General features: G+C 63.1%; 12 protein-coding genes and 1 pseudogene. 12 read left to right on the top strand and 1 reads right to left on the bottom strand.

The window, feature by feature from the left end:
- Positions 1-56 precede the first annotated feature (56 nt).
- Positions 57-974 carry a LysR family transcriptional regulator gene (locus PSH59_RS14070; protein WP_305392949.1) on the bottom strand — a complete coding sequence of 306 codons (918 nt, stop codon included), beginning with the start codon at positions 972-974 and terminating at the stop codon, positions 57-59.
- 117 nt (positions 975-1091) lie between these two features.
- On the opposite strand from PSH59_RS14070, the gene PSH59_RS14075 reads away from it, so the two are divergent.
- The 12 genes and pseudogenes from PSH59_RS14075 to PSH59_RS14125 all read left to right on the top strand — a co-directional run bounded on the left by PSH59_RS14075 (position 1092) and on the right by PSH59_RS14125 (position 16434).
- Positions 1092-2087: an aldo/keto reductase gene (locus PSH59_RS14075; protein ID WP_305392950.1), complete on the top strand. Its 996-nt coding sequence runs from the start codon at positions 1092-1094 to the stop codon at positions 2085-2087.
- Between the two features lie 521 nt (positions 2088-2608).
- A pseudogene (locus PSH59_RS26370) lies at positions 2609-3304 on the top strand (cache domain-containing protein); the annotation flags it as partial.
- A gap of 201 nt (positions 3305-3505) precedes the next feature.
- Positions 3506-4213, top strand: a complete 708-nt coding sequence (locus PSH59_RS26375) for a methyl-accepting chemotaxis protein (RefSeq protein WP_370694429.1) — start codon at positions 3506-3508, stop codon at positions 4211-4213.
- Between the two features lie 81 nt (positions 4214-4294).
- On the top strand, positions 4295-4753 hold the full coding sequence (locus tag PSH59_RS14085; protein WP_305392952.1) for an SRPBCC family protein: 459 nt from the start codon (positions 4295-4297) through the stop codon (positions 4751-4753).
- An 82-nt stretch (positions 4754-4835) separates the two neighbouring features.
- Entirely contained in the window at positions 4836-5282 is a 447-nt protein-coding gene (locus PSH59_RS14090; RefSeq protein WP_305392953.1) for a DUF411 domain-containing protein, read from the top strand.
- Positions 5283-5285: 3 nt separating this feature from the next.
- Positions 5286-5729, top strand: a complete 444-nt coding sequence (locus PSH59_RS14095; protein WP_305392954.1) for a YqaA family protein — start codon at positions 5286-5288, stop codon at positions 5727-5729.
- A 46-nt stretch (positions 5730-5775) separates the two neighbouring features.
- Entirely contained in the window at positions 5776-6777 is a 1002-nt protein-coding gene (locus PSH59_RS14100; protein ID WP_305392955.1) for an alpha/beta fold hydrolase, read from the top strand.
- Positions 6778-6803: 26 nt separating this feature from the next.
- On the top strand, positions 6804-7757 hold the full coding sequence (locus tag PSH59_RS14105; protein WP_305392956.1) for a D-2-hydroxyacid dehydrogenase family protein: 954 nt from the start codon (positions 6804-6806) through the stop codon (positions 7755-7757).
- Between the two features lie 536 nt (positions 7758-8293).
- Entirely contained in the window at positions 8294-9847 is a 1554-nt protein-coding gene (glgA, locus tag PSH59_RS14110; protein ID WP_248080884.1) for a glycogen synthase GlgA, read from the top strand.
- Between the two features lie 19 nt (positions 9848-9866).
- Positions 9867-11612 (top strand): malto-oligosyltrehalose trehalohydrolase, encoded by a 1746-nt coding sequence (gene treZ, locus PSH59_RS14115; protein ID WP_305392957.1) that lies wholly within the window; start codon positions 9867-9869, stop codon positions 11610-11612.
- Positions 11609-13693 (top strand): 4-alpha-glucanotransferase, encoded by a 2085-nt coding sequence (malQ, locus tag PSH59_RS14120; protein ID WP_305392958.1) that lies wholly within the window; start codon positions 11609-11611, stop codon positions 13691-13693. The genes treZ and malQ overlap by 4 nt, the downstream gene beginning before the upstream one ends.
- A complete protein-coding gene (locus tag PSH59_RS14125) occupies positions 13690-16434 on the top strand; it encodes a malto-oligosyltrehalose synthase (RefSeq protein WP_305392959.1) in 2745 nt (914 codons plus the stop codon). The genes malQ and PSH59_RS14125 overlap by 4 nt, the downstream gene beginning before the upstream one ends.
- Positions 16435-16442: the final 8 nt, after the last annotated feature.

Here is a 16442-nt window from a genome sequence, read left to right on the forward strand (position 1 = left end):
ATATTACAGGATGAACCGCCTTGGCTCCTATGGCGTCTCACGTCACGCCGCCAGGCTCAGGCCTGACGTTGCAACCCCGTGCCCGGTTGAGCGCACAGCTCAACCAGCCAATCCACGAACACGCGCACCCGCTGCGATAACTGCCGGTGCGGCGGGTACAGCGCAGTCAGGGCCATCTTCGGCACCGCCAACTGCGGCAGCACTTCCACCAGCGAGCCCTCGGCCAGGCGCTGCATGGCGTGATAATACGGCGCCTGGATCAACCCGTAGCCAGCCTCACAGGCGCAGAAGTAACCGTCGGCACTGTTGACCGCCACCATCTTCGGCAGGTTGACCGCGCGCAGCTCGCCGCCGAGCTCGAACTCAAGGCCAAAGCGCTTGCCGCTGGCGCTGGAGACATACTCGACCATCTGATGGTCGACCAGGTCGTCAAGCGTCTCTGGGACGCCCATGCGCGCCAGGTACGCGGGACTGGCCAGAGTAATCTGGTCCATCATTGCCAGCGGCCGCGCCACCAAGGACTCGTCCAGCGCCAGGCCGCCGCGCAATACACAATCCACGCCTTCGCGGATGAGGTCTACCGGGCGGTCGTTCAGACCGATCTCCAGCGCAATCAGCGGGTAACGCGCCGTGAACGCCGGCAACGCCGGGATGACCAGATAGCGGCCAATGCCCGCCGGCATATCGATACTCAAGGTGCCGCGCGGGTTCTGACGCTGGGTGGAGAACACTGCTTCGGTTTCTTCCAGGTCCGTCAGCAACTGCACGCAACGCTGGTAATACGCGGCGCCGTCCAGGGTCGGGCTGACCTGGCGCGTGGTGCGTTGCAACAACTGCACGCCGAGATGCGCCTCCAGTTGCTTGATCAAGACGGTTACCGAGGCGCGCGGCAGTTGCAGGCTGTCGGCGGCCCTGGCGAACCCGCCGAGTTCAACGATCCGGGTGAACACGCGCATCGCGTTGAAACGGTCCACAGCTCGGCCCCTCACTGGATTATTTAGATATTACGAATAGTGATAGACGTTTTAGCCTGTTTATCGCGTTTTTGTCGAGCGTGACAATGGCGCCTCACCTCAACAGGAGCTGTACCCATGAACACCCGTCAACTTGGAAAAAACGGCCCACTGGTTTCTGCCATCGGTTTGGGCTGCATGGGCATGACCGATTTCTACAGTCCAGGGGCAGACACCACCGAGGCCACCGCCACACTGCACCGCGCTCTGGAGCTGGGCGTGACCTTCTTCGACACCGCCGACATGTACGGCCCCCACAGCAATGAGCAACTGATCGGCAAAGCCATTGCCGGCAAGCGTGACCGGGTATTCCTGGCGAGCAAGTTCGGCATCGTCCGCGACACGGCCAACCCGGCGCTGCGCGGCGTGAATGGACGCCCCGAATACATTCGCACGTCCATCGACGGCACCTTGAAGCGCCTGGGCATCGACACCCTGGACCTGTACTACCAGCACCGTATCGATCCGCAGGTAGCCATCGAAGAAACCGTCGGCGCCATGGCCGAGCTGGTGCATCAGGGCAAGGTGCGTTACCTGGGCCTGAGCGAGGCGTCGGCCGCCACCCTGGAGCGGGCACACAAGGTGCACCCGATCAGCGCCCTGCAAAGCGAATACTCGTTGTGGAGCCGCGATCAGGAAGACAACGGCTGCCTCGCCGCGTGCCAGCGCCTGGGCATCGCGTTTGTGCCCTACAGCCCGTTGGGCCGGGGGTTCCTGACCGGGGCACTGAAAAGCCCGGATGACTTCTCTGCCGATGACTATCGCCGCACCAACCCGCGCTTCCAAGGCGAAAATTTTGCGAAGAACCTGGACTTGGTGAAGCAGGTACAAACCCTCGCGGCAGACAAAGGCGTCACGGCCGGGCAACTGGCGCTGGCCTGGGTATTGGCCCAGGGCGACTTCATTATTCCCATCCCCGGCACCAAGCAGCGCAAGTACCTGGAAGAGAACGTGGCGGCCGTGTCGATCACCCTCAGCCCGGCCGAACTGGCGGCGCTGGCAGCCATCTTTCCGGCCCATGCCAGCGCCGGGCTGCGTTACCCCGAAGCGGTCATGGCGATGCTGGATATATAAGAAGGGCGCCGCTTGGCGGCGCCTGCCGTTTCTTGCACGAGGGTACCTAAAGCTCCCGTGTGCCAGGCCGATAGCCCTACGAAGCTCTAATAAAGCCGCGTCGACAATGAACGCTTCGTAAGGACGACCCCATGCCCCCACTGCGCTCTATCCAAGCCCGCTACACCCTGTTTCTGGTGCTGTTCGTCCTGGTGCTGTTCGTGTTGACCGTGGTCGGTATCGGCCAGTTGGTCGCCCCGACGCTGCGCCACACCGAAGAACAGGTGGTGCTCAACCGCGTCGCCGAGGTGGCCGAACAGATCAAGGGCGAACTCAACAAAGTTCAGGCCCAGCAACGCACCATCACCCAGACCATTCCCCTGCTCGACAGCGAAGCGATCGACAAGGTGCTGCCCGGCCTGGTGGACCAGTACGGCGAGCTGAAAGTGTTCGGCGGCGGCATCTGGCCGTTGCCCAACCAGCGCACACCGGGGCGCAACAAACACAGTACGTTCTGGCACCGCGACGCGTCCGGCAAACTGATGGTCAACACCTTCTGGAACAGCGACCCCGCACCTAACTACTACGACCAGAGCTGGTACAAAGGCGGCCTCGCCTCGCCACGCGGTCAATGCGCCTGGGCCGCCGCCTACAAAGACGACGCCAGCCAGGAGCCGCGCACCAACTGCGCCATGGCCATCCAGCGCGACGGCGCCGCGTACGGCGTCGCGACCATCGACGTAACCCTGGGCTTTTTCAATGAGCTGGTCGCCACCAAGGAAAAAGACATCGGCGGGCAAATGCTGATCGTCGAAGGCGACGGCAAGATCATCAGCAACAGCACGCGCCTGAGCAGCCCGGTGGTGTTGAAGAACATCAGCGAACTGACCGCTACGTCGGCATTCGCCGCCCAGGTCAGCAAGGCCCTGGCCCACCGCGACCAGGCGCTGCAACGCAGTGAATTCGACAATGGCGGCGTGGCCAGCACGTTTTACATGCGCCCCATCGAAGGCACCCCGTGGTTCCTCGCCACCGCCCTGCCCACCTCGTTGATCACCGCCCAGCGCGACGACGTGCTCGGCAGCCTGGCGCTGTTGCAGGTGCCCATGGTGTTGCTGCTGGTGCTGTTGGCGCTCTATGCGATCCGCCAATTGGTGCAGCGCATGAAAACCCTGAGAACCAACATCGACGCGCTGTCGGCCGGCGATGCCGACCTGACGCGGCGCATCACCATCCGCGCCGAAGACGAATTGGGCGCGATCGGTCACTCGGTAAACCGCTTTATTGTTTACCTGCAAAACATGATCGGCGAAGTCACCCAGGCCACCGGCGCCATGTCGTCAGGGCTCGAGCAGTTGCAGAAAACGTCGGCCCACACCAACCAGATCCTGGTGCGCCACGCCTCGGAAACCGACCAGACCGTCACGGCCATCAACGAGATGAGCTCCACCGCCGACAACGTCGCGCAAAACGCTGCCGAAACCGCCTCGTTCACCCAACGCGCCAATGAACATGCCGACCGCTCCCGCGTGGTCGTGGGGGAAGCGTCCACCAGCGTCAGCGCCCTGATCGGCGAAGTCGCCAGCGCCACCCACACCGTGGAAAACATGCGCCAGGACGCCGCGCGCATCACCGAGACCCTGGGTGTGATCGGCGCCATTGCCGGCCAGACCAACCTGCTGGCGCTCAACGCGGCGATTGAAGCCGCGCGGGCCGGCGAACAAGGCCGTGGTTTTGCCGTGGTGGCCGACGAAGTGCGGGCCCTGGCGGCACGCACCCAGGCCAGCACCTCGCAGATCAATGAAATGCTGACGCGCCTGACCAGCGGCGTCAGCTCCTCGGTGGCGGCCATGGAAAATACCCAGGCCAGCTGCCAATCGGCGGCCGATGCCACCGCACGGGTGAACACCGGCCTGGATGAAATGGCCAGTTCCGTGAGCCACATCAACAACCTCAGCACCCAGATCGCCACGGCCGCCGAGCAGCAAAGCGCGGTGACCGAGGAGATCAACCGCAGCATGGTGCAGATCCGACATATGGTCGAAGAGCTGGTGGAAAGCGGCCATGCCACTGAAACCAATACGCAAAGCCTGCTGAGTGCCAACGGCCGGGTCATTGCGTTGATGAGCCGCTTCAAAGTGCGCTGAAAAATCCCTTGGAGACTCCCGTGCAAAGCACGGGAGCAAGGCTATTCTGACAGCTCATAGTCGCCGCACAGGAGGTGTGCCATGCACGCTGTCGAGCCTTCGGTCCGCTTGAAGCGGATCAGTCAGGAACGCTTTATCAAGGCCCCCATCGATACCGTTTACGACTATGTGACCCAGCCGGAACGCTGGCACGAATGGCACCCCAGTTCCCTCAGCGCCGAGACCGGCACCTGCGGCCCCCTGCTCGCCGGTGCGCGTTTTACCGAAACCATCGACCTGTTGGGCGTGCGCGTTCCCATGAGCTACCGCGTCCAGATCGCGCGCCGCCCCGATGAATTCAAAACCGTGTTTACCTCCCTGGCCGTCGACGGCTCGATTCACTATTTCCTGCAACCCTTTCGTGATGGCACGCTGTTCAAACGTGTGCTCAGTTATGAAACCGAGTTGCAATTGACCAGCCTGCACGCGCGCATGGTCGAACTGTCAGACATTGCGCTGGACCGGCTCAAGCAGCGGCTGGAAAACCCTCCCGCCGTATAATTTTGAAACATTACCGTGCCGTCCTGCGCATAAAAGCGCGGAGAATGCCCGGCTCAACTGCCCGGTATTGGACGAGACCTCGATGAAAAACCCATTGCGATTGGCCCTGCTTTCAGCCCTGTTCACCACCACGCTGGTCCAGGCTGCGGAGCTGATCCCTATCGACGTGCACCGTGACGCCAACTGCGGCTGCTGCAAAAAGTGGATCAGCCATTTGGAGAGCAACGGCTTCAAGGTCAATGATCACGTCGAAGCCGACATGAGTGCAGTCAAACAACGCCTGGGCGTCGCCCCGCGCCTGGGCTCATGCCATACCGCCGTGATCGACGGCAAGTTCGTCGAAGGCCACGTGCCCGCCGAACAGGTCCTGGCCTTGCGCAAGCGCGACGATCTGCTGGGCATCGCTGCACCGGGAATGCCGATGGGCTCGCCGGGGATGGAAGTGGACGGCCGCAGCCAGGCCTTTCAAGTCATCGGCCTGACCCGCGACGGCAACGATGTGGTGGTGGCCGACTACCCGGCGCACTGATCGGTGCTGATGGGTTACCTGGGGCTGTTCTTCGCCGCGTTCGGCGCCGCGACGTTGCTGCCGCTGCAATCGGAAGCCGTGCTCGTCGGCCTGTTGCTCAGCGGGCAGTACAGCCTGGCATGGCTGCTGGGCATCGCCACCCTGGGCAATGTCTTGGGTTCGGTGGTCAATTGGTGGCTGGGACGCTGGGTGGAGCACTTCAGGCAACGCCGCTGGTTTCCGATCAGCGACAGGCAACTGGAAAAAGCCCGCAACCATTACCAACGCTGGGGGCATTGGACGCTGTTGCTCAGTTGGGTGCCGATCATCGGCGACCCGCTGACCCTGGTGGCCGGCGTAATGCGTGAGCCGTTCTGGCGGTTCCTGCTGCTGGTAACCCTGGCCAAAGGCGCACGCTATGGTGTGCTCGCCGCCGTGACCTTGCAGTGGGTTTTAATCCCCCGTTAATCCCTTCGCAACAGCATCCGGACAGCCTTTTTCGGAGCCCCCGCCCATGCCTTCACTGCGTATTTTTTGTCTCGCCGGCCTGCTGACGGCCAGCACCGCACCCGCGTTCGCCGCCACTTACGGCCCGGAACTGCAAGGTTTCCAATACCCCTACCCGCTTGAACATTTTCAATTCCAATCCCAAGGCAAATCCTTGCAGATGGGCTATATGGACGTGCCCGCCAAAGGCACACCCAATGGCCGCAGCGTGGTGCTGATGCACGGCAAGAACTTTTGCGGCGCCACCTGGGAAGGCTCGATCAAAGCCTTGAGCGACGCCGGTTACCGCGTCATCGCGCCCGACCAGATCGGCTTCTGCAGCTCCAGCAAGCCCGACCACTACCAGTACAGCTTCCAGCAATTGGCATCCAACACCCATCAACTGCTGGAAAAGCTCGGCATTCAAAAGGCCACCCTCCTCGGCCACTCCACCGGCGGCATGCTCGCCACCCGTTACGCGCTGATGTACCCCGAGCAGACCGAGCAACTGGCGCTGGTCAACCCGATCGGCCTGGAAGACTGGAAAGCCCTGGGCGTACCCTACCTCACCGTCGACCAGTGGTATGCGCGTGAACTGAAGGTCAGCGCCGAGGGCATCCGCAAGTATCAGCTGAACACCTATTACGTGGGCCGCTGGAAGCCGGAGTACGAGCGCTGGGTGGACATGTACGTCGGTCTGGCCCAAGGTCCGGGGCGCAAGCTTGTCGCATGGAACTCGGCGTTGATTTACGACATGATCCTCAACCAGCCGGTGTACTACGAGTTCAAGAACCTGCAGATGCCTACGCTGTTATTGATCGGCACGTCCGACACCACCGCGATCAATAAGGACATCGCGTCGCCGGCGGTCAAGGCCAGGATCGGCAATTACCAGGTGCTGGGCAAACAGGTGGCGCAGTTGATCCCCCGCGCGACGCTGGTGGAGTTTCCGGGCCTGGGTCACGCGCCGCAAATGGAAGAACCGGCGAAGTTTCACCAAGCGCTGTTGCAGGGCCTGAACGCGCTTTAATCCAACCCTTTTCGAGGCATTCGTGCATGTCGATACAGATCGCAGTCATTGATGATTGGCAACAGGTGGCCAGTAGTGTGGTGGATTGGTCGGTGCTGGAGGCCCTGGGCGCGGTGCACTTTGTGCACGACTACCCGGCGGATACCGCGACGATGATCACGCGGTTACAGGCCTTCGAGGTGATCTGCGTGATGCGCGAACGCACCCCGTTCGACAGGGCACTGCTGCAGGGCCTGCCCAACCTCAAGTTGCTGGTTACCGGCGGCATGCGCAATGCGGCCATCGACCTGCCAGCGGCCAAGGCCCTGGGCATCGCGGTATGCGGCACCGACAGCTACAAGCACGCGGCGCCGGAATTGACCTGGGCGCTGATCATGGCGTCGACCCGCAACCTGCTGGCCGAAGCCAATTCTCTGCGCGCGGGCCACTGGCAGGTGGGCTTGGGTGGCGATCTGTATGGCAAAACCCTGGGCATTCTCGGGCTGGGCAGCATTGGCCAGAAGGTGGCCCGATTTGCCCAGGCCTTCGGCATGCGAGTGATCGCCTGGAGTGAAAACCTGACGCCGGAGCGCGCCAGCGAAACGGGTGTGACCTGGGTCAGTAAAAGGGAGCTGTTCGAACAGGCCGATATCCTGAGCGTGCATCTGGTACTCAGCGAACGCAGCCGTGGCCTGGTGGATGCCGAGGCGTTGAGTTGGATGAAACCGAGCGCGCGGCTGGTGAATACCGCTCGCGGGCCGATTGTGGACGAGCAGGCGTTGATTGAGGCCCTGCAGAGCGGTCGCCTGGCCGGCGCGGCATTGGACGTATATGGCGAAGAGCCACTCCCCGTGGATCACCCGTTCCGCCACTTACCCACTGTATTGGCCACGCCCCATGTCGGCTACGTGAGTGAGCAAAACTACCGGCAGTTCTATCAGCAAATGATTGAGGACATCCAAGCCTGGGCGAACAAGGCGCCCATTCGTGTGCTGTGCTGACGCACCATTAGAGGGCGCCCGCGCCTTTGTGGCGAGCGGGCTTGCCCGTACCAGGGCGTGAAAAGGCGCCATTGCGGGGGCGCTGATTGATCTGGATCAACGCCCCGACTCTTTTTGGGGCTGCCGTGCAACCCCATGCGGACGAGCCCATTCGCCACAAACAGGCCGCGACGCCCGGCCCGTAAGGGCGCTAATACCCTTATCGTTTGTGGTTACAAGATTTTTGTCCTACAAAAACCGCTCAAAAGGCCTACAGGCTCTGGGATCTGTCCTAGACTCATGACCGATGGGTCCGTTCGAAAACAAAAACCCCGCAAAAAAACTAAACTTTTCAACTCGGCCCTTGGTCAAGTTTTAAGGCAAGGCGAGCACACCGCGATTCACGCTACATGCCCGTCCATCCATTCTTTTAAAGCTATCCGTACAACTGGCATACGCCTTGCCAGTTTGTAATGCGCTTGCGCGCTTGGCCGCAGGAAGCGGTCATCGGAGCTAGTGGCAGCGGGCCACTAGCCGACCAACACGTGGAGAGAACTATGATCAGTGCCGCAGTAAGTATTCAGGGAGAACGTGTTAGTCAGCCAGTTGGCGGGTCGACCCCTTCAGTCGACCTCAACACGGTGCGGCCGGTGTCCAGTCATAACCCCAATCGAAAGAAAGTGCTGTTTGTCACGTCCGAATTCGCCGACCTGGTAAAGACCGGCGGCCTGGGCGACGTGTCGGCCGCCCTGCCACGCGCCATGGCCCATCTGCACGATGTGCGCGTGCTGATCCCTGGTTACCCGCAGGTGATGGAAAGCGATAACCCGATCCACATCATCGGCGAACTGGGTGGCCACGCCGCGCTGCCGCCGTGCAAGATCGGGCGCATGGACCTCAAGGACGGACTGGTCATCTATGTGCTGATCTGCCCTGAGCTGTACGAGCGCGAAGGCACCCCCTACGGCGCCAACAACGGCCGCGACTGGCCCGACAACCATATTCGCTTCGCCCGCCTGGGCCTGGCCGCCGCCGACATGGCCGCCAACCTCGCGCAGATCCACTGGTGCCCGGACCTGGTGCACGCCCACGACTGGCCCGCTGGCCTGGCTCCGGCGTATATGCACTGGCGCGGGTCACGCACGCCCACCCTGTTCACCATTCATAACCTGGCCTATCAAGGCGTGGTCAGCCTGGCCTCCACGCCGGAGCTGGGTATTCCGCCACACGCCTTGCAGCAGGAAGGCATGGAGTTCTACGGCAAGATGTCGTTCCTCAAGGCCGGCATGGCGTACTCCAGCCATATCACCACGGTGAGCGCCACCTACGCCCAGGAAATCACCACGCCGGAATTCGGCTGCGGCCTCGACGGTTTCCTCGCCGCCAAGACCCAGCAAGGCCTGCTCAGCGGAATCCCCAACGGTATCGATGAAAGCTGGGAAACCTCCACCGATGAGCATCTGATCCATAACTTCAATATCGGCGACTGGGAAGGCAAGGCGATCAACGCCGCCCATGTACGCGAGCTGTTCGGCCTGCATGACTCCAGCGGCCCGCTGTTCGCTGTGGTCTCGCGCCTGGTTTATCAGAAAGGCCTGGACCTGACCGAAGCGGTCGCCAGTTTTATCGTCGAGAACGGCGGCCAGATCGCGATCATCGGGCGTGGCGAACCGGAAGAAGAACAGGCCATGCGTGAACTGGCCTTGCGCTTTCCCGGCCAGGTCGGTGTGCGTATCGGCTTTAACGAGACCGATGCACGGCGCATGTTTGCCGGCAGCGACTTCCTGCTGATGCCTTCGCGTTATGAACCGTGCGGCCTGAGCCAGATGTACGCGCAGCGCTTCGGTTCACTGCCGGTTGCGCGCAACACCGGCGGTCTGGCCGACACCATCGAGAATGGCGTCACCGGGTTCCTGTTCAATGAGTCCACCGTGCAAAGTTATGAAGAAGCCCTGAGCCGCGCGTTCAAGGTATTCGCCTTCCCCGGTCTGCTCAACGCCATGCGTTGCCGTGCCATGACCCAACCCTTCAACTGGTGCCAGGCGGTCGAACCCTACGCCGAACTGTACGAACAACTGGTGGTTAAAGCACTGGGGAAACAAGCCAAGTAATCAAGGGAGGTCTCTATAGATGCCATTACGGACTCTGGAAACCTGGCCCCACGGCGCAATCATGCTGGACGCGCAACACACGCGTTTTGCCTTGTGGGCGCCAGACGCGTTTTATGTGAGCGTTGAATTGGAAAGCGGTCAGTCCGTGGCCATGCTGCCGCAGGCAGACGGCTGGTTTGAAACAGAAATAAAGTGCCCGGCCGGCACGCGCTACCGCTACAACGTCGACGGCGAACGGGAGGTGCCTGACCCGGCCTCCCGGGCCCAGGCCGATGATGTACACGGTTGGAGCGTGGTGGTCGACCCGCTCGCTTACCCCTGGCAGCATGCCAACTGGCAAGGCCGCCCGTGGCACGAGGCGGTGATCTACGAGCTGCACGTCGGCGCGCTGGGGGGCTACGCCGAGGTCGAGAAACACCTGCCACGCCTGGCCGAGCTGGGCGTCACCGCCATTGAACTGATGCCCCTGGCGCAGTTTCCCGGCGAACGAAACTGGGGCTACGACGGCGTGCTGCCGTATGCGCCCCAGTCCTCCTACGGCACCCCGGAACAACTCAAACACCTGATCGACAGCGCCCATGGGCACGGCCTCGCCGTGATTCTCGATGTGGTCTACAACCACTTCGGCCCCGACGGCAATTACCTGGGCCAGTACGCGCAGGGCTTCTTTCGTGAAGACGTGCACACCCCGTGGGGCGCGGGCATCGATTTCGACCGCCGGGAGGTGCGCGACTTCTTCCTCGACAACGCACTGATGTGGTTGATGGAGTACCGCTTCGACGGCCTGCGCCTGGACGCCGTGCACGCCATCGACAACCCCGGGTTCCTGCAACAGCTGGCACAGCGCGTGCGTGAACAGGTCGAGACCGGTCGCCACGTGTGGCTGGTGCTGGAAAACGAATTCAACCAGGCGGGCCTGCTGGAACGGGATTTCGACGCGCAGTGGAATGACGATGGCCACAACGCCCTGCACGTGTTGCTCACCGGCGAAACCGACGCCTACTACAGCGACTTCGCCACCGACACCACCGCCAAACTCGCCCGTTGCCTGAGCGAAGGTTTTATCTACCAAGGCCATACCACCCGCCATGGCCATGCCCGTGGCGAACCCAGCGGGCACCTGCCGCCGAGCGCGTTTGTGTTGTTTTTGCAAAACCATGACCAGATCGGCAACCGTGCCCTGGGCGAACGCCTGCATCAGCTCTGTTCGCCCCAGGCACTCGAAGCGGCGACCGCGCTGCTGTTGTTGTCGCCGATGATTCCGCTGATGTTCATGGGCGATGAGGTCAACGCCCGCGAACCCTTTCTGTTTTTCACCGACCACCACGGCGAACTGGCCGAGGCGGTGCGCGAAGGCCGGCGCAATGAGTTTGCCGACTTCGCCGCCTTCCACGACCCTGAGCGGCGCGAACGCATCCCCGATCCCAACGCGCTGGAGACGTTCCGGCAATCAGCGCCGGTGTTTGTGGAGAACGCCCACACTGAGCTTTATCGCCATCTGCTGAAACTGCGCCACCGTCACATCACCCCGCACTTGCCCGGCAGCGTGGCATTGGGCGCGCAGGTGCTGGCAGACGGTGCCGTGACTGCGCGCTGGCGCCTGGGCAACGGCCGCGTGTTGCAGATCGACCTGAACCTCAGTGCCAGCGCCGTGGCTCACACCGCGCCGGCGCAGATTATTTTCGCCACGCCTGCCGACCAAGGCGCGCACCTGCCGCCGCACAGCGCACGCGTGAGCCTTTTCCCTGTTGGAGAACACCCTTGAGCGAAGCGAACCTTGAACTGCTCGCCAGCCGCGCGGGCCTGGCCGTCGATTGGATCGATGCCAACGGCCGTCCGCAACGCGTAACACCGGACGCTCTGCGCGCCGTCCTCAAAGGCCTGGGCCACCCGGCCGACATCGATGCCGAGATCGACGCCAGCCTGCTGGAACTGGAGCAGGCACAACACGACAAACACCTGCCTCCGTTGCTGACGATCGACAGCGGCGAGGGCCTGGATCTGGCCCACTATTTCGAACCCGATACCCTGTGCCGGGTCAGCCTGGAAGACGGCGAGACTCTGGAGCTGCGACTGGACGGCAACGCCGTGCTGCCCGGTGTGATCGCCCTGGGTTACCACCAAGTGCACATCAACGACCAGACTTTCACCCTGGCCGTCGCCCCCACCCACTGCTACAGCGTCGCCGAAGCGGTCGACAGCCGGCCGGCCCGCGCCTGGGGGCTGAGTGCGCAATTGTATTCCCTGCGCCGCCTGGGCGACGGAGGCTTTGGCGATACCCTGGCCCTGGAACACCTGGCGCGCGCGGCCGCCGAGCGCGGGGCCGATGCCCTGGCGATCAGCCCGATGCATGCGATGTTCAGCGCCGACACCGGCCGCTACAGCCCCTATTCGCCGTCCAGTCGTTTGTTCCTTAACAGCCTGTATGCCTCGCCCGGCTGCATCCTCGGCGAGCGTGAAGTGCGCAACGCCATTGAAGCCCTCGGCCTGGAAGACGAGCTGCATGCCCTGGAACAGCTCGAGCTGATCGACTGGCCGGCCGCCGCCAAGGCCAAGCAGCGGGTGTTCCGTGCGTTGTATGAAGACTTCCGCCATGGCCAGAACCCGCAACACGCCGACTTCCTGAGTTTCCGCCAGGCCGGCGGTGAAGCGCTGGAGAACCACTGCCGCTTCGAAGCCGTGCAAGCGGCGCGCGCCGCTGCCGGTGAAGCGCTCGACTGGCGCCACTGGCCCGAGGACTGGCGCACGCCGCAGAGCCCGGCATTGGCAAGATTCGCCGAGGACAACCGCGACGAAATTGGTTATTTCGCCTTTACCCAATGGCTGATCGCACGTTGCCTGGCACGCGCCCAGCAAGCCGCCAAAGGCAGCGGCATGGGCGTCGGCTTGATCGCCGACCTCGCGGTAGGCGCCGATGGCGGTGGCAGCCAGGCATGGAGCCGCCAGGATGAGCTGCTGTCAGGCCTGACCGTGGGCGCGCCGCCGGATATTCTCAACCGCGCCGGCCAAGGCTGGGGCATTTCCGCGTTCTCGCCGGAAGGCCTCAAGCGCAACGGCTTTCGCGCGTTCATCGAGATGCTGCGGGCCAACTTCGCCCATGCCGGCGGCCTGCGCATTGACCATGTCATGGGCCTGCAACGCCTGTGGGTGATGCCCATGGACGCCTCGCCCCGCGACGGCGCGTACCTGTATTACCCGGTGGATGACCTGCTGCGCCTGCTCGCACTGGAGTCCCATCGTCACCAGGCCATCGTGCTCGGTGAAGACTTGGGCACGGTGCCCGATGGCCTGCGCGAAAAACTCATCGGCCGTTCGATTCTGGGCATGCGCGTGCTGCTGTTCGAGCAAGGCCACGACGGCCAGTTCAACCCGATCCTCGACTGGCCGGACAACGCCCTGGCCACCACCAGCACTCACGACTTGCCCACGCTCAACGGCTGGTGGCACAGCCGCGATATCGACTGGAACGTCCAGTTGGGCCTGATCGATGCGCCCACCGTGGAGCAATGGAGCGAACATCGCCTGCGTGAACGCCAGGCGCTGCGCCAGGCACTGAGTCAGGACCCGCAGAATTTCGTCGATGAGATCCGCAACGAAACCGACCACATGATCGACGCCAGCGTGCGCTACCTCGGCCACACCCGCGCGCCCCTGGTGCTGTTGCCCCTGGAAGATGCGCTGGGCGTCGAGGAGCAGGCCAACCTGCCCGGCACCACCGACACTCACCCTAACTGGCGCCGACGCCTGACGGGAGAAGCCTCCAGTCTGCTCGACAACGCCGGCGCGGCGCGGCGGCTCGAACTGTTGGCCGTCGCGCGCAACCAAGCCTATGAGCGTGACCGATGAACGCACTGCCCCTGCGCGCCACTCAGCGCCTGCAATTCCACAAAGGTTTTACCCTGGACGACGCGGTGCCGCTGGTGCCGTATTTCGCCCGATTAGGCATCAGCCACCTGTACGCCTCGCCACTGCTCAGTGCGCGCGCTGGCTCCATGCACGGCTACGATGTGGTCGACCCGACCCGCGTCAACCCCGAACTGGGCGGTGAAGCGGCCTTGCGCCGTCTGGTTGCCGCGCTGCGCGAACATGACATGGGGCTGATCCTCGATATCGTCTCCAACCATATGGCCGTGGGCGGAGCTGATAACCCCTGGTGGCTGGACTTACTGGAATGGGGCCGCCTGAGCCCCTACAGCGAATTTTTCGATATCCAGTGGCACTCCCCCGACCCGTTGCTCAAGGGCCAATTGTTGATGCCGTTTCTGGGCAGCGATTACGGCGATGCCTTGCAAGCTGGCACCCTGACCCTGCAGTTTGATGCCGAACACGGCGCGTTCTACGTTGAACACTACGAGCACCGCTTCCCGATCTGCCCACGGGATTACGCGCTGATCCTGGGCCGCGATGAACCGCTCAAGCCGCTGGCTGAAGGCTTCGCCGCGCTCACCTACCAGCACGACGCTTATGCCGAAGCCGCCTGGCTCAAACAGGCTTTGGCCGAGCGCGCCAGCGACGTGCTGCCAGCGATTGAACAGCGCCTGGCGCAGTTCGACGGACGCCAACCCGAAGGTTTCGCTCGCCTGCACCAGTTGCTGGAACAACAAAGCTACCGCCTGGCCAGCTGGCGCACCGCGGCAGACGACATCAACTGGCGGCGCTTCTTCGACGTCAACGAACTGGGCGGCCTGCGCGTGGAGCGCAGCGCGGTGTTCGAGGCCACCCACGGCAAGATCTTCGAATTGATCGGCGAGGGCCTGGTGGATGGCCTGCGCATCGACCACATCGACGGCCTGGCCGACCCGCGCGGGTACTGCCGCAAGTTGCGTCGCCGCGTGGATGCATTGGCGCCGGGGCGGCACCTGCCGATCTTCGTCGAGAAGATCCTTGGCGAAGGCGAAACCCTGCGCGAAGACTGGCAAGTGGACGGCACCACCGGCTACGAATTCATGGATCAACTGTCACTGCTGCAACACCACCCTGACGGGTTCGCGCCTTTGGCCGAGCTGTGGACACGCCACAGCGAACGCCCCTCGGCGTTTATCGAGGAAGCCCGGCTGGCGCGCCAGCAAATCCTCAACGGCTCGCTGGGCGGCGACTTCGAGAGCGTGGCCCAGGCCCTGCTGCAAGTGGCCCGCGACGATGTGATGACCCGCGACCTGACCCTTGGCGCGATTCGTCGCGCACTGCAGGAACTGATCGTGCACTTTCCGGTGTACCGCACCTACATCAGCGCCCGTGGCCGTAGCGCGGCCGACGACAAGGTGTTCCAGCAGGCCCTGGAGGGCGCACGCACCACCCTGAGCGAAGGCGATTGGCCGGTGCTCGATCACCTGGAAAAATGGCTCGGCGGCCAACCCTGGCGCAATCGCCCGGTGGGCCGCGAGCGCAAGATCCTCAAGCATGCCTGTGTACGCTTCCAGCAACTGACCTCGCCGGCCGCGGCCAAGGCCGTGGAAGACACCGCGTTCTATCGCTCGGCCGTGTTGCTGTCGCGTAACGACGTGGGCTTCAGCACCGAACAGTTCAGTGCGCCCCTGGCCCAGTTCCATGCCGTCAACGCGCAACGCTTGCGGGCCTTCCCCGACAACCTGCTGGCCACGGCCACGCACGACCACAAGCGTGGCGAAGACACCCGCGCGCGCCTGGCGGTATTGAGCGAATGTGCGTCGTGGTATGCCGAGCAAGTGGAGCACTGGCGAACCCTGGCAGCGCCGTTGCGCACCGACGCGACGGCACCCTCGGCGGGTGATGAGCTGATCCTGTATCAAGTGTTGCTGGGCAGTTGGCCGTTGGACGCGCACGCGGATGTCGAGGGGTATCAGCAGCGCCTGTGGCAATGGCAGCAAAAGGCCCTGCGTGAAGCCAAGTTGCACAGCAGTTGGAGCGCGCCTAACGAGGCCTACGAGAAAGGCGTCGAACGTTTCCTCTCAAGCCTGTTGCTCAGCGATGCCGGCCGTCCCTTGCGCACGGCGATCGCGGCGGCGGCCCAGGCCATTGCGCCGGCCGGCGCGCTCAATGGGCTGGCGCAATCCTTGCTTCGACTCACCGTACCGGGCGTACCGGACGTGTACCAGGGCGCCGAGTTCTGGGACTTCAGCCTGGTGGACCCGGACAACCGTCGGCCAGTGGATTTCGATGCGCGGCAACAGGCGCTCAACGCCCCACCGGACAGTGGCGAACTGTTGTTCAACTGGCGCGACGGGCGTATCAAACAAGCGGTGATTGCCCAGGTGCTGGCCTTGCGCAAGGCCCATCCTGAGCTGTTTCACAACGCCAGCTACACACCGCTGGAGGTGGTGGGTCAGCACGCCGAACGAGTGGTCGCCTTCAGCCGCGAGCACGCGGGTACACGGCTGTTGGTAGTGGTGCCGCGCTGGCCTCATGCGCTGCTGGAAGCAGGCGTGCATCCCCATATCAATGCGCGGGTTTGGGGCAATACCCGGGTGAAATTACCGTTCGCCGCACCAACTCAAAACTGGAAGGGACTTTTTCAAACGGGCGCAGTCACACCAGACAAGGAGCTGTTGATCAACACTGCCCTGGGGGATTTCCCGGTCAATGTCTTTATCAATATTGATGATCAATAAAGCTGAAC

Origin of the sequence: Pseudomonas sp. FP2309 (assembly GCF_030687575.1) — a bacterium.
GTDB lineage: Bacteria > Pseudomonadota > Gammaproteobacteria > Pseudomonadales > Pseudomonadaceae > Aquipseudomonas.